Origin of the sequence: Nocardioides seonyuensis, assembly GCF_004683965.1 — a bacterium.
In the GTDB taxonomy this organism is placed as follows: domain Bacteria; phylum Actinomycetota; class Actinomycetes; order Propionibacteriales; family Nocardioidaceae; genus Nocardioides; species Nocardioides seonyuensis.
In genome coordinates, this window is the sequence record NZ_CP038436.1 from 190,358 (window position 1) to 212,788 (window position 22,431).

The following is a 22,431-nucleotide window of genomic DNA, read 5'->3' on the forward strand; positions in this document are numbered from 1 at the left end:
ATCCCGGACTCAGCCGATCCGGTCGAGCAGCCACGAGGGCGAGAGCACCTGCGCCGGGGAGACGTTGGCGCCGAGGGCCCGGTCGGCGGTCACCACGACCACGTGCGCACCGGAGGACACGGCCGAGCGTGCCCGGGCGCGGATCTCGGAGTCGCCGTCACGGGCGGCGTGCACGGTGAGGACATGGCCGTCGCGCCCTGCCCTGACGCCGGCCTTGGCAGCCCCCTCGAGCACCAGGACGACGTCGTCGTGGGCGAGGTCGGCCACCAGCAACCGCTCGTGGAGTCGCCGCGCAGCGCCTGATCTGTCCTTCCACCAGCCGTCCGGGACTGAGCCGACGACGTTGGCGCCGTCGACCACCAGGACGGAGCGGGTCACTTCAGGAACTTGCTGAAGTCCTTCGGCAGGTCGAGCGCGGCCGCAGCCTTCTCGTAGTCGACCTCGCCGCCGGCGGGGTCGCCGAACGGGTTGGCGGCCTTCTCGGCCGCCGCTGCCTTGGCGGCAGCCTGCTGGGCGGCCTTCTCCTGTGCCGCCTTGGCCGGGTTGCCCGAGGTCCGCTTGCCCTTGCCCTTCTTGCCCTTGGCGGCCTGCTTGGCGCCGCCGCGCTTGCCGGCCATCCCGGGCATGCCGGGCATGCCGGGCATGCCGCCGCCCCGCGCCATCTGCTCCATCATCTTGCGCGCCTCGAAGAAGCGGTCGACGAGCTGGTTGACGTCGGAGACCTGACGGCCCGAGCCCTTGGCGATGCGCGCGCGGCGGGAGCCGTCGATGATCTTGGGGTTGGCCCGCTCGGCGGGCGTCATCGACTGGATGATCGCCTGGAGGCGGTCGATCTCGCGCTCGTCGAAGTTCTCCAGCTGGTCACGGAACTGACCCATGCCGGGCAGCATGCCCATGATCTTGGTCATCGAGCCGAGCTTGCGGATCTGCTGCATCTGCTGGAGGAAGTCCTCCAGCGTGAACCCGCCCTTGGTGGCGAGCTTCTCGGCGGCCTTCATGGACTGCTCGGAGTCGAAGGCCTTCTCGGCCTGCTCGATCAGGGTGAGCATGTCGCCCATGTCGAGGATGCGCGAGGCCATCCGGTCGGGGTGGAAGAGGTCGAAGTCGGTCATCTTCTCGCCGCTGGAGGCGAACATGACGGGCCTGCCGGTGACCGACCGGATGGACAGCGCCGCACCGCCGCGGGCGTCACCGTCGAGCTTGGTGAGCACGACACCGTCGTAGCCCACGCCCTCGAGGAAGGCCTGCGCGGTGGTGACGGCGTCCTGACCGATCATCGCGTCCACGACGAAGAGGACCTCGTCGGGCTGGACCGCGTCACGGATGTCGGCAGCCTGCTTCATCAGCTCGGCATCGACGCCCAGCCGGCCCGCGGTGTCGATGATGACCACGTCGTGGAGCTTGCGCCTGGCCTCTTCGAGAGACGCGCGAGCGACGTCGACCGGGTTGCCCGTGCCGTTGCCGGGCTCGGGCGCGAAGACGGGTACGCCGACGCGCTCACCGTTGACCTGCAGCTGCTGCACCGCGTTGGGGCGCTGGAGGTCGGCAGCCACGAGCATCGGCGTCTTGTCCTGCTCCTTCAGCCACAGGGCGAGCTTGGCCGCGAGGGTGGTCTTGCCCGCACCCTGGAGCCCGGCGAGCATGATGACCGTCGGGCCGCTCTTGGCGTAGCGCAGCCGGCGCGTCTCGCCGCCGAGGATCGCCACGAGCTCCTCGTGGACGATCTTGATGATCTGCTGGGCGGGGTTGAGCGCTCCGCTGACCTCCTCGCCTCGGGCTCGCTCCTTGACGGCGCCCACGAACTCCTTGACGACGGGAAGCGCGACGTCGGCCTCGAGGAGCGCGATCCGGATCTCGCGTGCTGTCGCGTCGATGTCTGCGTCGGAGAGTCGACCCTTCCCCCGCAGGTTCTTGAAGGTGTCAGCGAGCCGGTCGGAGAGTGTGGCGAACAAGGATTGATTCCCCTGGGTCTGCGGTCAGGACGGCGGTTGAAGCCAGATGAGGCGTCGGTCCAGCCTAGCCGCAGGCCTGCTGCCGCCGTACGTCGAAGGCGATCACCTCGCTCCGGCGAGGACACCTCGGAGTGCGCGCGCCGCCTCCGCGGCCCGCTCGTCGGACGGACGCACGCCGCCGGGCTCCTGCACGTAGAACACGTCCACCGCCTGGGGCCCCAGCGTGGCGACGTGCGCCGAGCGCACGGCGAGGTCGAGCCCGGCGAGTGTCCCCAGGACGTCGTAGAGGGTCCCCGGACGGTCGGCAGCGCGGACCTCCAGCACCGCGCACCGGCGGGAGGAGTCGCCGCGCACTGCCACGGTCGGCGGGAGCACCCGGTCTCCGTACGACGGGAGGCGGACCTCCTCGCCTGCGACGACGCGGCGCAGCCGGTCCCTGAGCACGCCGGGATCGAGGTCGGCGTCGGCCACCTCCCAGAGCGAGCATGCCCACTCCTCGCCGTCCGTGAGCTGGGACCAGGCACGGGCCGAGCGCACCGACACTCGCAGGAGCGCGAGTGCTCCGGCGATGTCCGCGAGCAGTCCGACGCGGTCTGCGGCGACCACCGTGACCCTCGCGCCCTCCTCGTCGGTGGCCACGTCGACCTGGATCGTGGAGGACTGCGCGACCGGCACCTCCAGCGTCGGCTCGTCCTCGGCAGGGGCGTCCCCAGCAACCACGGAGCGCGCGCGCTCGACCAACCGGTCGATGAGCGTGGCCCGCCACGACGACCAGGCCTGCGGTGCCGTCGCCCGGGCGTCCGCCTCGGTCAGGGCGTGCAGCAGGGCCAGCCCCTGCGCGGTCGGGAAGCGCGCGAGAACCCGCTCCACCGTCACCGGGTCGTCCGGGTCACGCGTGGTGGCGGTCTCGCCCAGCAGGAGGTGCCACCGCACGAGCGCCCCCACCATGTCGACCGCTGCCGCGTCGAACCCCATCCTCGTCGCGATCTCCCGGGCGATCGGCTCCCCCGCCACGCTGTGCTCGACGAGCTCCCCCTTGCCGATGTCGTGCAGCAGCGCGGCCACCATGAGCACGTCCGGGCGCGCCACGGACCTGATGAGGGCGGCCGCCTCCGTGCATGTCTCGACGGAGTGGCGGTCGACGGTGAAGCGGTGGATCGCGGAAGCGTGCGGCAGCAGCCTGATCGCGTCCCACTCGGGCAGGAACGTCTCGAGGGCGCCGGTCTCCTCGAGGGTCTCCCACACGTGGAGGAGTCCGGGTCCGGCCAGCAGCCGCACCAGGGCGTCGCGCGCCTCTGCCGGCCACGGCACGGGCAGGCTCGGAGCCTCTCGCACCAGGCGCGCGGCCGTCACCGGCGCGAGCACCACGTCACGACTCGCAGCCTCCGCCGCGGCTCTCAGGAGCAGGGTCGGGTCTGCCGCGGGGCGAGCCTGTCGGTCGAGCACGACCTCCCCGCGCGAGAGGGCGATCCCGCGGGCGACCGGCTGCAGGGCAGGGGTACGACGACCGCGCTCGCCGCTCGGCCTCGCCAGCACCGCGTCGACCCGACGCCAGCTCAGGCGCGACACGTGGGTGATCCGCCGGCCGAGGGAGCGGACGTGCCGCTGCGCCGCTTCGGCGTCCGCGAGCCCCAGCCGTTCCGCCAGGGGCGCCCAGAGCTCCGGCGCGACCCGGTCGGTCGGTCGGCCCGCGAGGTCGTGGAGCTCGTCCCGGACGTCCAGCAGCGCCATCCGGGCCGACTCCGAGGCGGGAGTCGAGGCATCCACGAGCCAGGTCGCCTCGAGTGCCCTCAGGACACCGGCGTCACGGAGCCCGCCCTCGGCCTCCTTGAGGTCCGGCACGGACTCGTGGGCGAGCTCCCCGAGGACGGCATGGCGCTTGGCCACCAGCGCCCGGAGCTCAGGCAGCGACTGGCGTGCCCGGCGGCGCCAGTCCGCGAGCATCGTGGTGCGCAGCTGCATGGCCAGGCCGGAGTCCCCGGCCAGGTGCCGCACGTCGAGGAGGCCGAGCGCGACGCGCAGGTCCTGGGCCGCGTCCACCATCTCGGGCAGCGAGCGGACCGCGTGGTCGAGGCGGCGACCGGAGTTCCACAGCGGGTACCACAGCTGCTCGCCCATCGCGCCGGGGTCGACCCCGGGCTCGTGCACGAGCACCACGTCGAGGTCGGAGTGCGGAGCGAGCTCGGCACGGCCGTAGCCACCGACGGCCACCAGGGCCACGCCCGCCTCGGGGCCGCCGGCGGCGGCGTACGCCTCCTGGCAGATCCCGTCAGCGGCCGCGGCCCTGGCGGCCCGGTCGGTGGCGCTCACGCCGTCACAGCGCCGACGCGTCCTGCTCGCCGGTGCGGACCCTGACGACCGAGTCGACCGGGCTCACCCACACCTTCCCGTCGCCGATGCGGCCCGTCTGGGCGGTCTTGACGATGATGCCGACCACGTCGTCCGCGTCGGCGTCGTCGACGACGATCTCGAGGCGGATCTTGGGCACCAGGGCGATGTCGTACTCCGCGCCCCGGTAGACCTCGGTGTGTCCCTTCTGGCGGCCGTAGCCGCTGACCTCGGACACGGTCATGCCGGCGACGCCGAACGTCTCGAGGGCCTCGCGGACCTCTTCCCACTTGTGCGGCTTGATGACCGCGGTGACGAGCTTCATGCGCTGGCTCCTTCAGTCTTGGTGGTCGGGGCAGCGGCCGCAGCAAGGACGCTGCTGCTGCCGCCGGAGCTTCCGCTGTGCAGGTCGTAGGCCGACTCGCCGTGAGCGACGAGGTCGATGCCGTTGACCTCGTCCTCCTCGTCGAGGCGCAGACCGATGGTGTACTTGATCGCCACTGCGATGACCGTGGTGAGCAGGCCGGAGTAGATGACGGCCACGACCACGCCCAGGGCCTGGTCGCCCAGTGAACCGAAGCCACCGCCGTAGAGCAGGCCGTCGACGCCACCGGCGCCCTCGGACGTGGAGAACACCCCGATCAGCACCGTGCCGATGATGCCACCGACCAGGTGGACCCCGACCACGTCGAGGGAGTCGTCGTAGCCCAGCTTGTACTTCAGGCCCACGGCCCAGGCGCAGACGCCGCCGGCGATGGCGCCGATGGCCACCGCCCCCGACAGGTTGACCGCGCCCGTGGCCGGGGTGATCGCCACGAGGCCGGCGACGATGCCGGAGGCCGCACCGAGCGACGTGGCCTTCTTGTGGATCAGGCGCTCGACGAGCAGCCATCCGAGGATGGCGGCCATGGTGGCCAGCGTGGTCGTCGCGAAGGTGCGACCCGTCTCCAGCGGGAACTGGGTCTCGGGGTCGTCGCCGAACACGATCGAGCCGACGTTGAAGCCGTACCAGCCCATCCACAGCAGCCCGGCTCCGAGCATGGTGAGCGTCAGGTTGTGGGGACGCATCTGCTCCCGGGGCCACCCGATCCGCTTGCCGAGCAGCAGGACGAGCACGAGGGCCGCGACACCGGCGTTGATGTGCACGGCCGTGCCGCCCGCGTAGTCCTGCGCGCCGATGCGGCCGCAGATGAGCGAGTCGTCGGTGCAGCTGAACACCATGTGCGCCATCGGGAAGTAGACGATGACCGCCCACAGCGGGACGAACAGCACCCAGGCCGAGAACTTCATCCGGTCGGCGACCGCGCCGCTGATGAGGGCGGCGGTGATGATCGCGAAGGTCATCTGGAACATCACGAAGATGTAGTCGCCCGTCGAGACGCCGTCGAGCCAGAGCATCTCGAAGGGGTTGGCGAACAGCGTGCCGTTCCCGCCGAAGCCCATCGACCAGCCGACTGCGACGTACAGGATGCCGACGATCGCGGCAGCGACGTAGGACATCATCATCATGTTGAGCACGGACTTCGATCGCGACATGCCGCCGTAGAACAGTGCCAGCGCGGGCACCGTCATCATCAGGACGAAGGATGTCGCCACCAGCATGAAGGCGTAGTAGCCGTCCACAGGACCTCCAGGGAACGTTCGGGGAGTGGACCGCCAGGTCATGACGCCGGTGTCGTGCGGGCGGTCCACCAGTTGACCGGAACCCTGCTCGTCGCAGATTTCGCTGCACGACGCCCGTTGTTGCGGTCGTGAAACAGATTCCCGCCCGGTGTTACGGACATGTGAACACCAGCGCCTGTTGTTAGGGTTCGGCCGTGTCCAGACTGGCCGTGATGGCGCACTACGACGTCGCCGGTGAGCTGCGACCGCACGTGCGGGGGCAGGTCGACTCGCTCGCGGCCTCCTTCGACCGCGTCGTGGTCTGCACGACCGCCCCGCTGAAGGACTCCGCGCGCGCATGGCTCTCCGAGCGGGCCGAGCTCGTGGAGCGCGCCAACTACGGCTACGACTTCTTCAGCTACAAGGTCGGCCTCGACGCCGTCGGAGACCTCTCAGGGTTCGACGAGGTCGTGGTCTGCAACGACAGCTACGTCTTCGCCCACGACAACTACGACCGCATCATCGAGGAGATGCGGCACCGGCCCTGCGACTTCTGGGGGCTGACCGCCGCCAACCGCGTCGCCCCCCCACATCCAGTCGTTCTTCATCGCCTTCCGCCCCTGGGTCGTCACCTCGCGGACGTTCCGGACCTTCTGGGAGGAGATGGAGCCGATCTCCAGACGACGTCAGGTCATCCGTCGCTACGAGATCGGCATGTCTCGCCGCCTCTACGAGGCGGGCTTCGCCTCCGACAGCTACTTCGTCGAGACCGAGGAGGATCGCCGCATCGCGCGCGAGCGGGTGCGTTGGTGGGCGGTTCACCGGTCGGCGTTCCCCCGCACCCGGATCGAGCTGCGCGAGTGGCGCGAACGGGCCAGGGAGCCCTGGAACCCGGCTCGGAGCCTGGCCGATCGCGTGCTCGACGACGGGCGTCTCCCCTACGTCAAGATCGACACCCTGCGCTACGACCCCTACAACCTCGACGCGGACCGCTTGCTCACGCTCTGCGAGCGCCGCTTCCCCGACCGCTTCGCCGGCGTCCGGGACTACCTGGAGAAGACTTCGGAGGACTACCCGCTCCGTGACAACGAGCGGCTCCACCCCACTCCCCTGCCGCTCGAGCCGCTGTTCCACCGAGTGAGGTACTCCGATGCGCGCTGACCGTCGCGAGCCGCCGCTGGTCCCGGAGGACCCGGTCGAGGTGCTCGTCGAGGCCGGCTTCGTCGACCTCGACTTCGTGGCCGCCCAGCTGGGCAGGTCCTTCGCCACGGCGACCGACGCGGCCCGGGCCGTCATCGAGTCCGGCGACGCGTCGCCCCACCCACTGGTGGAGTTCGGCTGGCTGCCGCGCCGCAAGTCGTGGCAGCGCTCGGGGCTGCACCCGATCAGCTGGTACGCCGCCGAGCGGCGTCGACGCAACCGGTTGCCCACGCACCCGCTGGTCGACCCGCGGCTCATCTGGACCAGCCACCTCGATGCCAGGTTCCACCCCTTCGGCGTGCTGTCCTACTGGCTCGACATGGCGACCCCCGACACCCCGCTGCCGACCCAGCTGCTGTCCACGCCGGTGACCTGGGGTGAGTTCCGTGCTGCGGCGGTCGAGGCAGCTGCTGCCTGGCGCGAGGACAGCGCGATCCGGCGGCCACGGAGGACGCCGCCGGTCGACTCCGGGACAGCCGGCGGGGTCAGCGTGGTCATGATCGCGCGCGACGCCGCCCCCCTCCTGCGGTCCACCGTCGCCACCCTGCAGGCCCAGACCTTCACCGACTGGGAGCTCATCGCAGTCGACGCCGGCTCGCTCGACGACACTGCCGCCGTGCTCGACGGGCTCGCGGCCTTCGACGAGCGCATCACCGTGCTGCGGGAGCCTCGGCAAACGCCCGGAGCCAGCCTCAACACCGCTGTGGAGCAGGCTCGTCACGACCATCTCGCCTTCCTGGCACCCGGCCGCTCCTGGCCGGTCGAGCACCTGAGCCAGGTGCTGGCGCATGCAGCCGGCACCGGCCACGCATTCGTCCAGGTGGGGACCGGACCGGTCGCTCGCACCCGCGAGGAGCTCCTCGCCGGCCGCCCCGCCGACCTGAGCACCGCCCTCGTCCGCCGCGACGCGATCAAGGCGGTCGGTGGCTTCGACGAGTCCTTGGCCGGTGCCGTCGAACGCGACCTGGCCCTGAGGCTCACCCAGCAGCACGCGATGGACCCGGTGGACCTGCCGGTCGAGCGGCGCCCCGACAGCGTCCTCAACGGCTCGGGCAACGCACAGGTCGAGGACTGGGAGTCCTTCGTGCTCGAGCAGCACCTGGTGGACTGGGAGTCGGTGTCGGCCCGTTCCCGCGAGGCCGACCTCGTCAGCTATGTGCTCCCGCTCGGCAGCGAGCTGCGCCGTACCGTCGAGTGGCTCACCGCGGTGTCCCTGAACGACGCCGAGCGGATCGTCGTGGGCACTCGGCTTCCCCGGCACCACCACATGCTCGCGGGCTCCCTCGCCGCGATCGTGCCAGGCGCCCGGTTCGTCCGCGTGCAGGCCGATGTCAACGTCAACGTGGCGATCAACATCGGCGCGTCGCAGGCAGGGGGATCGACGGTCGCGCTCGTGCGCCCGGAGGCGATGCCACCCCGTCAGTCCATCACGGCCCGGCTCGCCGGCGCGCTCGCCGAACCCGGGGTCGCTGTCGTGCAGCCCGTGGTGGCAGCGCCGGACGGAACGGTGCTGAGCGGCGGGGCCCGCTTCGCCCCTGGGCACGACAATCCGGGGCTGTTCCTCGCAGGGCACGTCGTCGAGGACGCCCGACGCATCGGCCAGTGCCGGGTCGGCGCGCCAGCCTCCCCGCTCATCGCCCTCCGCGCCTCCACGTTCGAGGCTCTTCACGGCCTCGACTGCCGCTTCCGGTCAGTGCTCGCCGAGACCGACCTCGGCCTGCGCGCACTGGCCGCCGGCCACGGCGAGTCCGTGCTCCTCCCGGACGCGGTGGTCAGCTCCCGCGGTGACTACGCCACCCCGGAGGAGCTCGTGGCCGCTCTCGCGTCCTTGCACGCGCGAGACCTTCCGCACCCGTCCGACGACACCCCTGGCCTCCTGCGTCGGGCTGGCTTCGAGGTCACCGACCATCGCACCCAGCGCATCAGCGCCAGCCCGCGCAGGTCAGCGCTGCTGCCACTCCCCGTCGTACGCGCGATCGACGGCATCCACGAGTCACCACCGCGGCTGCGCTGGGCCATCGACATCGCCTCCCCCGCCGCCGCGCGGGGAGACCGTTGGGGGGACACCCACTTCGCGCGCTCCCTGGCCAGCGCGCTCGAGCAGCGAGGCCAGGACGTGGCCGTCGACCGACGGGACGCCCGGGACCGCGACACCCGGGACCACGACGACGTGCTGCTCGTTCTGAGGGGGCTCGACCGCGTGGAGCCCAGGCCCGGGCTGCTCAACATGGAGTGGATCATCAGCCACCCCGACATGGTCACGCCGGAGGAGGTGGTCGGCTTCGACACGGTCTACGCCGCAAGCCTGAGCTGGACCGCGCGCGCTGCGCGGGAGTGGGGCGTGCCCATCACTCCTCTGCTGCAGTGCACGGACCCGCGGTGGTTCCACCCCGACCGCGCCGAGCCCGACACCGGTCCCGAGGTCGTCTTCGTCGGCAACTCCAGGGGTGTCTACCGGTTCGCAGTCCGCAGCGCACTCGCCATCGGCGCGCCCCTGACCCTGCACGGCAACGACTGGAAGGAGTTCGTGCCGGCCGAGGTCATCGCGTCCAACGGGCTCGCCAACGAGGACGTCGGCGCCCTCTACGCCTCAGCCGGAGTGGTCCTCAACGACCACCACCTCGACATGCGCCGCGACAGCTTCGCCTCCAACCGGCTCTTCGACGCCGCCGCCTGTGGGGCACGCATCGTGAGCGACCCCATCGAGGGACTGGACGAGACGTTCTCGGGGCTGGTCCAGACCTTCCGCAACGAGGCCGAGCTGCGCGAGCTCATCTCTCGCCCCTACCCGGCCTTCCCCGATGACGCGACCCGACGGTCCATCGCGCAGCGGATCGTCGCCGAGCACACCTTCGACCGGCGGGCCGAGACGCTGATAGGCGATGCCGTGCGCCTGCTCCGCGAGCGCGGCCGCTGACGGCCCTCAGCCGAGCAGTGCGTCGACGAAGGCGCCGGGGTCGAAGGGGGCGAGGTCGTCTGCCCCCTCGCCCAGCCCGACCAGCTTGACCGGCACGCCCAGCTCACGCTGCACCTGCACGACGATGCCGCCCTTGGCGGACCCGTCGAGCTTGGTCAGCACGATGCCGGTCACGTCCACGATCTCGCTGAAGACACGCGCCTGGATCAGCCCGTTCTGGCCGGTCGTGGCGTCGAGGACGAGGAGGACCTCGGTGACCGGGGCCTGCTTCTCGATCACCCGCTTGACCTTGCCGAGCTCGTCCATCAGCCCGGCCTTGTTCTGCAGGCGGCCGGCAGTGTCGACGAGCACGGTGTCGACGCCCTGTGCTGCGGCCGTCTTCACAGCCTCGAAGGCGACGCTAGCCGGGTCGGAGCCTTCGGGGCCGCGTACGACGTCGACGCCCACTCGCTCGCCCCAGGTCGCCAGCTGGTCGACGGCCGCGGCGCGGAACGTGTCGGCTGCGCCCAGCGTGACCGTGTGGTCCTGGGCCACGAGGATGCGAGCGATCTTGCCGACCGTCGTCGTCTTGCCGGCTCCGTTCACCCCGACGACCAGCACGACGCCCGGATTGCCGTCTGTGCCCGTCACCTGGAGACGGCGATCCAGATCGGGCCCGACCAGCTTGACCAGCTCTTCGCGGAGCACCGCACGGGGGTCGGGGGCGTCGCCACCCTGGACCCTGAGACGGCTGCGAAGGTTGTCCACTAGCTCCTGGGTGGGGCCGACCCCGATGTCGGCCGTGAGGAGCGTGTCCTCGATCGACTCCCAGGTGTCCTCGTCGAGCCGGTCGCGGCTGAGGAGCGCCAGCAGCCCCCTGCCGAGGCCGCCCTGGCTCCGCGAGAGTCGTTCGCGCAGTCGGACCAGGCGAGAGGCGGTCCCCTCCGGGCGCTCGAGGGTCGGCGCGGCCGGGGACTCGAGGGTCGGCTCCGGCGCGGTGTCGACCGCGGTGTCTGTCTCCGTCGGAGGCGGCGCGATGACGTCGGTGCCCCCCGCGGGCGGCGCCGGCCTGCGCCGGCCTGCAGTGAGGAGGCCGACGAGCGTGAGCACGCCGACGACGGCGATACCGATGATCAGATAGAGCCAGTCACCCATGCCGCAATCCAATCAGACGCTCGCGCACGGCCGGACACAGCCGTCAGACGCGGCTCTCGGAGTCCTCCAGCGTGGGGAGCGCGTCGACGCCCTTGCGCATGGCGTCGCCGAGCTGGGGCACGACCGGAAGCTGTTCTCCCCGGTGTGGGAAGGCGACGTAGGCGGCCACGGCACCGGCGAGAGCGAGACCGAACATCATCATCAGCACGATGGCGAGCATGGGTTCCTCCCGAGTGGATGCATCCGTCCCAGAGTGGCACATCCTGCGTGGCGGCTCGCCAGCCCCCACGCCGTACGGCGACAGGCTGTGGCGTGACTCACAGCCAGCCGGTCAGGTCGTGCGCAGCAGCGGCTCCACCGCGGCCCGGATCTCCTCGGGCATGGGAGTCACCGGCCGGTCCCCCGGGCCGCGGGTGTTGTCGACGTAGACGTGCACGAAGCGTCCTTCGGCAGCCGCCTCGTCGTCCTCGCCCTGGAACAGGCCGATGCGGTAGATCACGGAGCTGGTGCCCACCTTGTCGACCACCAGGCCCATCTCGATCGGCTCAGGGAACCCGATCTCGCGGAAGTAGCGGCACGACGTCTCGGCCACCACCCCGATCTGCGGCAGCAGCCGCACGTTGGTCCCGGTGGCCTCGAACAGGTGGGCGTTGACCGCGGTGTCGAAGAGCTCGTAGTAGGTGGCGTTGTTGAGGTGCCCGTAGGCGTCGTCGTCACGCCATCGGGAGGTCGCCGTGCGCCATGCGACGTAGTCGGATCGGACGGGACGGGGGGCCTGACGTTCGCTCACCGCCGCATCGTGCCACGCAGGGCTGCGCGATCGGTCCAGACCACCTTGCCGTGGTCGACGTGGAGGAGAACTCTGGACGGTTGCAGCCTTGCGCGTGAACCCCCGCGCACGCAGGACGGCTTTCATCCATCAACAGGAGGATCCGTTCATGTCCACCACTCGTGAGAACGGCCGCTACCGGCCGACACCGTCGATGATCGTGGCGCTTCTGGCCCTGGTCGTCGCCTGCAGCACCGGCGCCTATGCCGCCACGGTGCTCCCCAAGAACTCCGTCATCTCGAAGACCATCAAGAACGGCCAGGTCAAGAGCGTCGACATCAAGAACGGCCAGGTGAAGGCGAAGGACGTGACGAAGAACGCCGTCAAGGCCAAGCAGCTGGCCGACGACGCCGTGGACTCCGCCGCGATCGCGGACGGCCAGGTCACCGGGGCCGACATCGCCGACGGCCAGGTCGGCGCCGGCGAGCTTGCGGGCACCCTGCGCACCGACCTTGACGACGCCAGCACCCTCGGGGGACTCTCGGTGGCGCAGATCGTCGCCGCGGCTGGAGGTGAGTACTTCGAGGGGACCCAGGCAGGCGGCAGCACCGACATCGAGAAGACGACCCCCACCGACCTGGTCACCTTGGAGCTGCCCAAGGCGGGCAAGTACCTCGTCAGCGCGCGGATCCCCGTCTTCTGCACCTACGACGGCAGCGACGGAGCGACCCCGGCGGACCCCTCGCCCAACCAGCCCTACTTCTACGCCCGCGGCCAGCTGATGCTCAACGGCACGCAGGTCGCCAGCGAGCTGGCCTCCTGCGAGGCCGAGGCGGCGTTCCTGGTGGTGCTGGCCGGGATCTACCAGGGGACGACGATGGTCGACATGACCAAGCAGATCACCACGACCGGGCCGGCGACCCTGACGCTGCGAGGCCTCAGCGCGCCCAGCGTGTTCCTGGCCCCGCTCGTCGCCGGGAACCGCATCAACGCGGTCGCCAGCGACTCGATGATCCAGGCCATCACCGTCCAGTGACGCACGGCCTGGCCGCGTCGCCGGGTCGGCTCAGGCCGGCTCGGCGTCGCGCAGGCGCTGCGAGATGACAGCGGACACCCCGTCGCCTCGCATGGTGACGCCGTACAGCGCGTCACCGACCTCCATCGTGCGCTTCTGGTGGGTGATGACGAGGAGCTGGGAGTTCTCGCGCAGCTCCTCGTAGATCTCCAGCAGGCGACCCAGGTTGGTGTCGTCGAGGGCGGCCTCGACCTCGTCGAGGATGTAGAACGGGGAGGGGCGCGCCTTGAAGAGGGAGACGAGGAACGCCACCGCGACCAGGGAACGCTCTCCCCCGAGAGGAGCGAGAGTCGCTTGACCTTCTTGCCCGCCGGACGGGCCTCGACCTCGATGCCCGTGTTGAGCATGTCGCCCGGCTCTGTCAGCACGAGGCGGCCCTCACCCCCGGGGAACAGACGGGCGAAGGTTGAGTCGAAGGCCTTCGAGACGTCCTCGTAGGCCTGGGTGAAGACCTGCTCCACGCGCTGGTCGACCTCGCGGACGATGTCGAGGAGGTCCTTGCGGGTGCGCTTGAGGTCCTCGAGCTGCTCGGTGAGGAACTTGTGTCGCTCCTCCATCGCGGAGAACTCCTCGAGCGCCAGCGGGTTGACCCTCCCCAGCATCGCCAGTGCTCGCTCGGCCGAGCGCAGTCGCTTGACCTGGTCCTCACGCACGAACGGGACCGGCTCGGGTGTCTCCTCCCCCTCGGCGACCTCTCCGAAGAACGGCACGAGCGTCTCGGGGCCGTAGTCGTTGGCGAGGCCGTCGGGGTCGAGTCCCAGCTCCTCGAGAGCGCGCTCCTCGAGCTGCTCGATGCGCATCTTCTGCTGGGTGCGGGCCATCTCGTCGCGGTGGACGGAGTTGACCAGCTCGTCGTGCTCACGCGCCAGGTCGCGCAGCGACGCGCGGACCGCCATGAGCTCCTGCTCGCGACCCTGCCGGGACTCCTCGATCGCCGCCCGCTCGTCGGCCGCCAGCATCACCGAGCGCTCGAGCCGGTGGAGCACGAACCCGACGGCCGAGGCGACTGCCTCGGCCGCACGACCCTCACGGATCAGTCGCTCACGGCGCTCGGCGGCGCGGGCACGCGACTCGCGCTCGGCGGCGGCTGCTCGTAGGAGGGAGTCGGCGCGGCCGTGGAGGGCTCGCGCTCGCTCCTCGGCCGTGCGCAGCGCGAGGCGGGCGTCCATCTCGCCCTGGCGCGACGCCCTGGCCGCTTCGACGAGGCGCTCACGCTCGCTCACGTCGGGGTCCTCCTCGGGCGCCTCCTGAGCCGCACCGAGACGAGCCTCGAGGTCGGCCAGGCCGGCCTGGTCCTTCTCGCGGGCTTCGCGCGCCGCGGCCAGGCTGCGCTCGAGGCGGTCGGCCTCTCCACGGGCGGCACGCGCCTGCGAGCCGTGCTGGCCGAGCTCCTCGGCGACGGCGGCGAGCGTGGCGTCGGACTCGTGGAGCTTGGCCAGCGCGACGTCCACGCGCTTGAGGGCGTCGTGCCGCTGGGCCTCCAGCCGGGAGATCTCGAAGCCGAGCCGTTCGGTGGTGGCGGTCGCCTCGGCGAGCTGGCTCGTCGCCTCGTCGACGGCTGCCTGGACCTCGATGAGGCTCGGCTGGCTGGACGATCCACCGGCTGCGTAGTGGGCCCCGATCACGTCCCCCTCGCGGGTCACTGCGGTGACGTCGGGGAGCTCACCCACGAGGGCACGCGCCGATGAGAGGTCGTCCACCACGGCGACCTTGTGCAGGAGCCGGGTCAGCGCGCCGGACAGCTCGGCGGGAGCCTGCACGACGTCGAGGGCGTACGGCGTCCCGCTCGGCAGCCCGGGCCAGTCGCGGTCCTCCGCCGGTCCACCCCCCACGAGCAGCCCGGCGCGACCCAGGTCCTCGCCCTTGAGGTGCTCGATGGCACCGACCGCCGCGTCGGCACCGGTCACGACGACGGCGTCGGCCGCGGCGCCCAGCGCTGCCGCGACGGCTGCCTCGTAGCCGTGCTGGACGTCCAGCAGAGCAGCCACGGAGCCGAGCATGCCGCCGACCCTGTCGGTGGCGGCGAGCAGGGCGCCGGCGCCGTCCTTGCGGTTCAGGCCGATCTCGAGCGCGTCCCGTCGGGCGACGAGGCCGGCACGGTCACGATCTGCCGCCTGAGCTGCCTCCCGGGCGGTCGCGAGCTTCTCCTCGATGTCGTCGAGGAGGCCGACGGCCGCCTCGTGCTCCTCGTCCAACCCCTCCTCGCCGGCGTCCAGGCCGGCCACGCGCGTCTCCAGCGCGGTGAAATCGGCCTGCGCGCGCTCGGCACGCGCGAGGGCCTCCTCGCGCGCCTCCGAGAGTCGTCGGATCTCCTCGTCGGCGGCCTCGGCCCGGGACTTCACGGCGTTGACCTGCCCGGCCAGCCGGGCGAGCCCCTCCCGGCGGTCGGCGGCTGCCCGCTGGAGGCCCGCGATCCTGCGGTCCTCCTCTGCGGCTGCGTCCTCGGCCTCGCGGCGGGCGGCGACCGCCGACTCAAGTGTCGTGCGGTGCTCCTCGACCTGGGCGCCGATCTCCTGCTCCTGGAGGCGCACGCGCTCGGCCTCGGCCTCGAGCTCGTCGGGGTCGCGGCCGGAGTCGACACCGTCGGGCTCTGCGGCGCCGGCCGCGTTGCGGATGCGCTCGCCGGCCAGGGACTGGATCCCGCGGAGCCGCTCCTTGAGACCGGAGAGGGCGAACCAGGTCTCCTGGGCTGCTGCCAGCCGTGGCAGGTCCTCACGCAGGGCGGCCTCGAGCCGCGACTCCTTCTCGCGGGCGGTGGCGGTCTCGGCCTCCACCTGCTCGCGCCGCTTCACCAGCAGCGACTCGTCCGACATCTCCTGCTCGAGCGCACGCCGGGCGGTCACCAGGTCGTCGGCCAGGAGCCTCGCCTTCGCGTCACGCGCGTCGGCCTGGACGGTCGCGGCCTTGCGGGCCACCTCGGCCTGTCGGCCGAGCGGCTTGAGCTGGCGCCGGATCTCGCTGAGCAGGTCGCCGAGACGGGTGAGGTTGCCGTCGGTGGAGTCGAGCTTGCGGAGCGCCTTCTCCTTGCGCTTGCGGTGCTTGAGGACACCGGCGGCCTCCTCGATGAAGCCGCGCCGGTCCTCGGGGGTCGCGTGGAGGATGGAGTCGAGCTGGCCCTGCCCGACGATGACGTGCATCTCGCGCCCGATGCCGGAGTCGCTGAGCAGCTCCTGCACGTCGAGCAGCCGGCAGGACTGGTTGTTGATGGCGTACTCCGACCCGCCGTTGCGGAACATGGTGCGACTGATCGTCACCTCGGAGTAGTCGATCGGCAGAGCACCGTCGGTGTTGTCGATGGTCAGCTGGACCTCGGCGCGACCCAGCGGCGGACGACCGCTGGTCCCGGCGAAGATGACGTCCTCCATCTTGCCGCCACGCAGGCTCTTGGCACCCTGCTCGCCCATCACCCACGCCAGGGCGTCGACGACGTTGGACTTGCCCGAACCGTTGGGCCCGACGATGCACGTGATGCCGGGCTCGAGCTGGAGCGTCGTGGAGGACGCGAAGGACTTGAACCCCTTCAGCGTCAGGCTCTTGAGATACAAGGCAGAGCGCTCCCTCTTCACGCGGCTGGTCGACGGCTGGACGCGGCATCCTCTCAGACGCCGTGACGGGGAAGCCCAGCCCCGCCAGCCTAGGTCAGCCCGTGGCCGGCGTGGGGACCTCGCGGCCGGTGTCGGTGTGGGCGATGGCCGGGAGTCGGCGCCGGTGGTGTGGACGCTCAGGTGCGCGGGTAGAGGCGCCGGTAGACCAGGTAGAGGATGGGCCCGAGGATCACGACCGGGACAAGCCCGGTGGGCCCCTGCGCGAGGAGCCCCGTGAGGAGGGACGGCGCCATGAAGAAGCACACGATCCAGAACACCATCCGGGGGTTGACGCCGCTCGGGACCCGCGCGGCTGGCGGGGCGTAGCCGAAGGAAGCCGGCGGCATGGGTCGAGCGGGAACCGCCGGGACGGTCAGACCCCGCAACACCGCGTCGAGGTCGCCATGCGTCCGCGCGATCAGTGCCTGCGAGGTGCGCTCGTCGAGCTCGGCGGAGGTGATCCGGCCCTCGCTGAACGCGGATGCCAACCGCCGACAGACCTGGTCGCGCTCGGTGTCGGAGGCGAGGAGCGAGTCCTGGGCGGCGTCTGCCTCGCTCTGCGATCGCAGCCAGTGGCGGTAGGCCTCGTCGCCCGCTCCGGGCGCGCCGTGCGGCATGCTCATGGGCCAAGGCTAGGCCCCTCCCGGCCCCTGCGTGGCGACTTCGCGGACTCGGTGACACGGTCGAGTGCCGGGCCGACAGCGACCGAGCACGTCCTCCAGCGCCTCCCGCCTCAGGTGACCTCGGCGGGGGCCTCGTCGGGGTGGGCGATGTGCGCCAACCGCGTCCACACCAGCGCGAGGGTGATGCCCGACCCCACGAAGGCGAACCACCAGGGGGCGGCCAGCCCCCAGTGCTCGGCGATGAAGCCGCCGAGCGCCTGGCCGATCGCCATGCCGCCGAAGACCGCCATCAGGTAGACCGAGGCCACGCGGCCCTGGAACTCCGTCGGCACGGCCCGCTGCCTGACCACCTGCGAGACGTTGAACCAGACGAAGGCGTAGGCGCCGAAGCCGAACATGGTAACGAACGCCAGCCACTGGACGGTGGTGAGCGCCAGGACCAGGTGCATGAGCACCTCCAGCAGCAGGCAGCCCTTCATCAAGGTGGCCAGGTCGAAGCGCCGCTCGAGCCAGCCGTACGACACCGTCCCCAGCACGCCCCCGACCGCCGACGCAGTCGTGAGCAGCCCGAAGCCGACCTCGCTCATGTGCACGCGGTCGAGCGCCCAGAGCACCATCACCCCCCACGGTGCTGCCCAGGTGATGTTGAACGTCAGGATGACCAGCGCAAGGGTTCGGATCGCGGCGTGGTCGCGCACCCACCGCAGCCCCTCGACGATGTCCTGGCGGACGTGGCTGTCGGTGTCCGGCCGCACGCTGCCGCGAGGGATCGAGATGCGGCTCACCAGCATCGCGGCCAGCACCATCGTCACGAGCTGTGTCACGAAGGGCCACGCCATGCCTGCGGCGAACAGGAACGCTCCGACCGGGGGGCCTGCGAGCTGGTTGACCGTCAGGAAGCCCGCCTGCATACGGGTGCTCGCCGTCCCCAGGTCGGCCTTCTCGACGAGCATCGGCGTGAGGGTGGAGGCGGTCGTGTCGGTGAAGACCTCCGCGACACCGAGGGCGAGCATGGTGAGGAGCACGACCGCGACCGAGACCTCGCCGGTCGCGATCGTCGTGCACAGCACCAGCAGCACCGCGGCGCGCGCAAGGTTTCCGGCCACCACGAGCAGTCGCCGGTCGACCCGGTCGGCCACGGCCCCTGCCCAGAGGGCAAGGAGCAGCCAGGGCAGGCGTTGGAGCAGGGCGGCCAGGGCGACGAGGCGCGCGTCATCGGTCTGCGAGGCGACCAGCAGGGGGCCGGCCGCCATCGCGATGCCGTCGCCGAGGTTCGAGGTCCAGGCCGAGCCCAGCAGCCAGCGGAAGGAGGTGCCGAGCCGGCTCGGGACCAGGGACTCGATCAGCCGGCTCACAAGGTCGGGAGGCTACCCCGCGGCGAACCCGGGGTCGCGTGAATTCTCGCAGCGCCGTCCCTGAGGGGGGATCAGGCGGGCTGGAGGTCCTCGAGCGACAGAGGTGCGTCCGTGCGCGCCGCAGCGGCGAGCCGGTCATTCTCCGCCTGGAGGCGCAGGACGAGCGCCTCGAGGTCCTTCACGCGGGCGCGCAGGCGACGGTTCTCCGAGGAGAGGGTCGCGGCGTCTCGCAGGTCGCTGTGCAGATGGCCCATCAGCGCCTTGGCCATGGAGTGCCTTTCGTGTGGAGCACGTGCAGTGGAGATGGCTCGGCCGAGCCGTCTCCCAGAGTCCCACCCCGGGGGCTGCAAGGTCAATCCCGCGGCCGCCGCTGGCAGCGGGGGCAGAAGTAGGAGGACCGGTTCATGAACGCCACTCGCCGGATGGGGGTGCCACAACGCGCACACGGCTCATCCTCCTGGCCGTAGGCGTCCAGGGACCTGTCGAAGTAGCCCGACTCGCCGTTGACGTTGACGTAGAGAGCGTCGAAGGAGGTCCCGCCCTGGTGAAGCGCCTCCCCCATCACCGCTCGTGCGTGCTCGAGCAGCTCTCGGACCTTCGCTACCGGGAGCCGGTCGCCCCGGCGCTCGAAGTGGAGCCGCGCGCGCCACAGCGCCTCGTCGGCGTAGATGTTGCCCACCCCCGAGACGAGTCCCTGGTCCAGGAGCAGGCGCTTGATGCCGGAGGTACGGCGTCGCACGCGCCGCACGAAGTCGGCGTCGTCGAACTCCGGGTCGAGCGGGTCGCGCGCGATGTGGGCGATCTCGGCAGGCAGCTCGGCGCCGCCGTCGGAGACCAGGAGCCCGCCGAACATCCGCTGGTCGACGAAGCGCAGCTCCCACGACTGCGGGGCGAGGCTGAAGCGCACCCGCAGGTGGCGTTCGTCGGGGGCTCCCACGGGTTGCACGAGCATCTGACCGCTCATGCCGAGGTGACCCAGGAGGGCGTCCCCGACCGCCTGGCCGGGTTCGGGGGCGAGCGCCAACCAGAAGTACTTGCCGCGACGACGTGCGGCATCGATACGACGCCCCGTCATCGCGGCGACGAAACCTGTCGAGCCCCGGGGATCGCGCCGGACCGGCCGCGGGTGCAGGACCTCGACGCCGGTGATGGTCGTGCCGACGACGTGCCGCTCGAGGCCGGCACGCACGACCTCGACCTCAGGAAGCTCCGGCACCGTCCTGCTGAGCCCTGATGTCGCGGTAGGCCGTCTCGGCGGCGCCCTGCTCGGCCTCCTTCTTGGAGCGCCCGGCGCCGTTGCCCAGGAGCTGGTCGCCGACGCGGACGCGGGCGACGAAGGACTTCGCGTGGTCGGGGCCCTCGTCCTCGATGACGTACTCGGGGACGCCCAGTCCCAGCGAGGCGGACAGCTCCTGGAGGGAGGTCTTCCAGTCGAGCCCGGCACCCATCGAGGACGCGGCCTCCATCACCGGGTCGAAGAGGAGGTGGATCACCTTGGCGGCCTCGTCGAGCCCGCCGCTGAGGTGGATGGCTCCGATGACCGCCTCGACAGTGTCGGAGAGGATCGAGGCCTTGTCGCGACCCCCGGTGGTCTCCTCGCCGCGACCCAGCTTGATGTGGGCGCCGAGGCCGATGGTGCGCGCGACGTCGGCGAGTGCGCGAGCGTTGACCACGGCCGCGCGGAGCTTCGCCAGGCGACCCTCGGAGAAGTCGGGGTGTGCCAGGTAGAGCGTCTCGGTGATCACGACCCCGAGGACGGAGTCACCCAAGAACTCCAGGCGCTCGTTGGTCGGGATCTGGCCGTTCTCGTAGGCGAACGACCGGTGCGTCAGGGCACGCTCGAGGAGCTCGGGATCCAGGACCGGATCTCCGAGCTCCTTGCGAAGCGCCTCCGTGCTCAGTGGAGCGGGATCAGAGGACCTGGCGGCGGTCGGCGCGCGCGCCGTACTGGCCGCACTGGCCGCACGCACGGTGCGGCAGGTGCTTGGCACCGCAGGCGGGGTTGGCGCAGGTGGCGAGCGTGGGGGCCACGGCCTTCCACTGCGACCGGCGGTGGCGCGTGTTGCTGCGCGACATCTTCCGCTTCGGAACAGCCATGATTGTCTCCTGTTGCCTTGGTTGCCTCGGCTGGTCCGCCGGAGCAGGTGGTTGATGCTGTCTAGTCCTGGTCTGCTTGGAGCTGCTGGAGCCCGGCCCACCGCGGGTCGATCGCCGCCTCGTGTGCGTGGTCGGGGTCGTCCGCCAGTCGTGCTCCACACTCGACGCACAACCCCGGACAGTCGTCCTCGCACAGCGGCTGGAACGGCAGTGCGAGCACCACCGCGTCCCGCAGCAGCGGCTCGAGGTCGAGCAGGTCGTCCTCGAGCCGGCTGGTCTCGTCGTCCAGGTCACGGTCGTGGTGCTCCGCAGCCCGGTCGTGCTGGTCGGGGTAGACGTAGAGCTCCTGCAGCCTCGCGACGATCTCGTCGTCGATCGGCGTCAGGCACCGCACGCACTCACCCTCGAGCACGGCCGAGGCCGTGCCCGTGACCAGCACACCCTCCATGACCGCCTCGAGGCGCAGGTCGAGCGTGACCGGCGACCCTTCGGGGACGTGGAGGACTTCGATACCAAGCTCTGACGGCGCCGGAGCCGTGAGCTCGACCTCACGCTGGGACCCCGGGCGGCGGCCGAGCTCGCGTGTGTCGAGCACGAGCGGCGCCCTCGGGTCCAGGCTGGTCAAGACGAACTCCTGATTCCGGACACGTACAGAACCAGAGAATCGTATCCGTCGGGGTCGGGCGCAGCAAAACGCGGTCGTGGAACCCCCCGGATCACTGGCGCTGCCGGTTCACGCGCTCCACCAGTCGCGCACGCACCGGCTCGGGCACCAGGCCCGCGACGTCGCCACCCAGACCAGCCACTTCCTTGATGAGGCTGGAGGACACGAAGGCGTTGCCCACGGCCCCGGGCAGGAACACCGTCTCCACGGTCGTCAGGTGGCGGTTCATCTGGGCCATCGGCAGCTCGTACTCGTAGTCGACCGAGCCCCGCAGGCCCTTGACGATCGCGACCGCGTCGATCTCCTGGCAGAGCTCCACGATCAGTCCCGTGAAGCCGCTCACTCGGACGCTGGGCAGGTGGGCGGTCACCTCCTCGAGCATGGCGATGCGCTCGTCGGGCTCGAAGAGGCGGTTCTTCGACATGTTGGCACCGACGGCCACGACGACCTCGTCGAAGAGGCGCGCGGCCCTCTCGATGATGTCGAGGTGTCCGTTGGTGACCGGGTCGAAGGAGCCGGGGCAGACGGCACGACGCACGGAGTCTCCTGACGGGTAGGCGAGGCGGACTCAGGTGGCGTGACCGTACCAAAGCGCGGTCTCGCCGTACTTCTTGGACCGGGCCCCGTCGATGCCCGGGGGCCAGGCCGGCTCGGGGCTGCGCGAGGAGCGCTCGACCACGACGAGGGCGCCGGGGACGAGCCAGCCCTGGGAGACCAGCGCGACGAGGTCGTCCGCCACGGACCCGTCGTCCAACGGGTAGGGCGGGTCGGAGAACACCACGTCGTAGGGAGCAGCCGGAGCGGCCGCCAGCACGGTGGCCACCGTGCCGGTCACGACGTGGGCGGCGTGGAACCCGAGCTCCTTGGCGTTGGTGCGGATGAGCGAGGACGTACGGCGGTCGTGCTCCACCAGGGTGACCGCACCGGCGCCGCGCGACCAGGCCTCCAGGCCCACCGCTCCCGATCCGGCGTAGAGGTCGAGGAAGCGCAGTCCGTCGAGCGAGCCGCACCACGACTCGATCGCCGAGAACAGCGCCTCCCGGACACGGTCGCTCGTCGGACGGGTGGCTGTCCCCCGTGGTGTGGCGAGCCTCCGCCCCCCGGCCCTGCCCGCGATGATCCGCGTCATCC

At 71.1% G+C, this 22,431-nt stretch carries 19 protein-coding genes and 1 pseudogene; 2 read left to right on the forward strand and 18 right to left on the reverse strand.

Annotated elements, in window-relative coordinates:
• Positions 1–9 precede the first annotated feature (9 nt).
• The 5 genes from EXE58_RS00940 to EXE58_RS00960 all read right to left on the reverse strand — a co-directional run bounded on the left by EXE58_RS00940 (position 10) and on the right by EXE58_RS00960 (position 5,903).
• Complete coding sequence (locus EXE58_RS00940) at positions 10–378, reverse strand: hypothetical protein (protein WP_135266151.1); 369 nt, start codon at positions 376–378, stop codon at positions 10–12.
• Positions 375–1,952 (reverse strand): signal recognition particle protein, encoded by a 1,578-nt coding sequence (gene ffh, locus EXE58_RS00945; RefSeq protein WP_135266152.1) that lies wholly within the window; start codon positions 1,950–1,952, stop codon positions 375–377. Before ffh ends, EXE58_RS00940 begins: the two co-directional genes overlap by 4 nt.
• A 102-nt stretch (positions 1,953–2,054) precedes the next feature.
• On the reverse strand, positions 2,055–4,262 hold the full coding sequence (locus EXE58_RS00950; protein ID WP_135266153.1) for a [protein-PII] uridylyltransferase: 2,208 nt from the start codon (positions 4,260–4,262) through the stop codon (positions 2,055–2,057).
• 4 nt (positions 4,263–4,266) lie between these two features.
• On the reverse strand, positions 4,267–4,605 hold the full coding sequence (locus tag EXE58_RS00955) for a P-II family nitrogen regulator (protein ID WP_135266154.1): 339 nt from the start codon (positions 4,603–4,605) through the stop codon (positions 4,267–4,269).
• Positions 4,602–5,903: an ammonium transporter gene (locus tag EXE58_RS00960; RefSeq protein WP_135266155.1), complete on the reverse strand. Its 1,302-nt coding sequence runs from the start codon at positions 5,901–5,903 to the stop codon at positions 4,602–4,604. The genes EXE58_RS00955 and EXE58_RS00960 overlap by 4 nt, the downstream gene beginning before the upstream one ends.
• 212 nt (positions 5,904–6,115) lie before the next feature.
• Here EXE58_RS00960 and EXE58_RS00965 point away from each other — a divergent pair.
• Both EXE58_RS00965 and EXE58_RS00970 read left to right on the forward strand, forming a co-directional pair.
• A pseudogene (locus tag EXE58_RS00965) lies at positions 6,116–7,043 on the forward strand (rhamnan synthesis F family protein).
• On the forward strand, positions 7,033–9,999 hold the full coding sequence (locus EXE58_RS00970) for a glycosyltransferase family protein (RefSeq protein ID WP_135266157.1): 2,967 nt from the start codon (positions 7,033–7,035) through the stop codon (positions 9,997–9,999). The pseudogene EXE58_RS00965 and the gene EXE58_RS00970 overlap by 11 nt, the downstream one beginning before the upstream one ends.
• A gap of 6 nt (positions 10,000–10,005) precedes the next feature.
• Here the strand turns inward: EXE58_RS00970 and ftsY are convergent, their stop codons facing one another.
• The 13 genes from ftsY to rsmD all read right to left on the reverse strand — a co-directional run bounded on the left by ftsY (position 10,006) and on the right by rsmD (position 22,429).
• Positions 10,006–11,133: a signal recognition particle-docking protein FtsY gene (gene ftsY / locus EXE58_RS00975; protein WP_135266158.1), complete on the reverse strand. Its 1,128-nt coding sequence runs from the start codon at positions 11,131–11,133 to the stop codon at positions 10,006–10,008.
• Between the two features lie 43 nt (positions 11,134–11,176).
• A complete protein-coding gene (locus EXE58_RS19340) occupies positions 11,177–11,353 on the reverse strand; it encodes a hypothetical protein (protein ID WP_167288599.1) in 177 nt (58 codons plus the stop codon).
• 111 nt (positions 11,354–11,464) lie between these two features.
• A complete protein-coding gene (locus EXE58_RS00980; protein WP_244242367.1) occupies positions 11,465–11,923 on the reverse strand; it encodes an acyl-CoA thioesterase in 459 nt (152 codons plus the stop codon).
• 840 nt (positions 11,924–12,763) lie between these two features.
• Positions 12,764–16,522 carry a chromosome segregation protein SMC gene (gene smc, locus EXE58_RS00990; protein WP_425271666.1) on the reverse strand — a complete coding sequence of 1,253 codons (3,759 nt, stop codon included), beginning with the start codon at positions 16,520–16,522 and terminating at the stop codon, positions 12,764–12,766.
• 176 nt (positions 16,523–16,698) lie between these two features.
• Complete coding sequence (locus tag EXE58_RS00995; protein ID WP_135266161.1) at positions 16,699–17,184, reverse strand: DUF1707 SHOCT-like domain-containing protein; 486 nt, start codon at positions 17,182–17,184, stop codon at positions 16,699–16,701.
• A gap of 110 nt (positions 17,185–17,294) precedes the next feature.
• Positions 17,295–18,539 (reverse strand): MFS transporter, encoded by a 1,245-nt coding sequence (locus EXE58_RS01000; protein WP_135266162.1) that lies wholly within the window; start codon positions 18,537–18,539, stop codon positions 17,295–17,297.
• A 71-nt stretch (positions 18,540–18,610) separates the two neighbouring features.
• The gene (locus EXE58_RS01005) at positions 18,611–18,808 is read right to left on the reverse strand and encodes a hypothetical protein (protein ID WP_135266163.1); all 198 of its coding nucleotides are present in this window, start codon (positions 18,806–18,808) and stop codon (positions 18,611–18,613) included.
• An 83-nt stretch (positions 18,809–18,891) separates the two neighbouring features.
• The gene (gene mutM / locus EXE58_RS01010; protein WP_135266164.1) at positions 18,892–19,755 is read right to left on the reverse strand and encodes a bifunctional DNA-formamidopyrimidine glycosylase/DNA-(apurinic or apyrimidinic site) lyase; all 864 of its coding nucleotides are present in this window, start codon (positions 19,753–19,755) and stop codon (positions 18,892–18,894) included.
• Positions 19,739–20,509: a ribonuclease III gene (gene rnc, locus EXE58_RS01015; protein WP_425271667.1), complete on the reverse strand. Its 771-nt coding sequence runs from the start codon at positions 20,507–20,509 to the stop codon at positions 19,739–19,741. The genes mutM and rnc overlap by 17 nt, the downstream gene beginning before the upstream one ends.
• Positions 20,451–20,636: a 50S ribosomal protein L32 gene (gene rpmF, locus EXE58_RS01020; RefSeq protein ID WP_090972061.1), complete on the reverse strand. Its 186-nt coding sequence runs from the start codon at positions 20,634–20,636 to the stop codon at positions 20,451–20,453. Before rpmF ends, rnc begins: the two co-directional genes overlap by 59 nt.
• A 61-nt stretch (positions 20,637–20,697) precedes the next feature.
• Positions 20,698–21,261 (reverse strand): YceD family protein, encoded by a 564-nt coding sequence (locus EXE58_RS01025; RefSeq protein ID WP_135266166.1) that lies wholly within the window; start codon positions 21,259–21,261, stop codon positions 20,698–20,700.
• A 91-nt stretch (positions 21,262–21,352) separates the two neighbouring features.
• Positions 21,353–21,838 (reverse strand): pantetheine-phosphate adenylyltransferase, encoded by a 486-nt coding sequence (gene coaD / locus EXE58_RS01030; protein ID WP_135266167.1) that lies wholly within the window; start codon positions 21,836–21,838, stop codon positions 21,353–21,355.
• 30 nt (positions 21,839–21,868) lie between these two features.
• Positions 21,869–22,429, reverse strand: a complete 561-nt coding sequence (rsmD, locus tag EXE58_RS01035; RefSeq protein ID WP_135266168.1) for a 16S rRNA (guanine(966)-N(2))-methyltransferase RsmD — start codon at positions 22,427–22,429, stop codon at positions 21,869–21,871.
• Positions 22,430–22,431: the final 2 nt, after the last annotated feature.

Excerpts from the sequence above, each read along its gene's own strand:
- rsmD (WP_135266168.1), bottom strand. The coding sequence starts at position 22,429 with ATGACGCGGATCATCGCGGGCAGGGCCGGGGGGCGGAGGCTCGCCACA.
- rpmF (WP_090972061.1), bottom strand. The coding sequence starts at position 20,636 with ATGGCTGTTCCGAAGCGGAAGATGTCGCGCAGCAACACGCGCCACCGC.
- EXE58_RS01005 (WP_135266163.1), bottom strand. The coding sequence starts at position 18,808 with ATGGCCAAGGCGCTGATGGGCCATCTGCACAGCGACCTGCGAGACGCC.
- EXE58_RS00970 (WP_135266157.1), top strand. The coding sequence starts at position 7,033 with ATGCGCGCTGACCGTCGCGAGCCGCCGCTGGTCCCGGAGGACCCGGTC.
- EXE58_RS19340 (WP_167288599.1), bottom strand. The coding sequence starts at position 11,353 with ATGCTCGCCATCGTGCTGATGATGATGTTCGGTCTCGCTCTCGCCGGT.
- EXE58_RS00995 (WP_135266161.1), bottom strand. The coding sequence starts at position 17,184 with ATGAGCATGCCGCACGGCGCGCCCGGAGCGGGCGACGAGGCCTACCGC.
- ftsY (WP_135266158.1), bottom strand. The coding sequence starts at position 11,133 with ATGGGTGACTGGCTCTATCTGATCATCGGTATCGCCGTCGTCGGCGTG.
- EXE58_RS00955 (WP_135266154.1), bottom strand. The coding sequence starts at position 4,605 with ATGAAGCTCGTCACCGCGGTCATCAAGCCGCACAAGTGGGAAGAGGTC.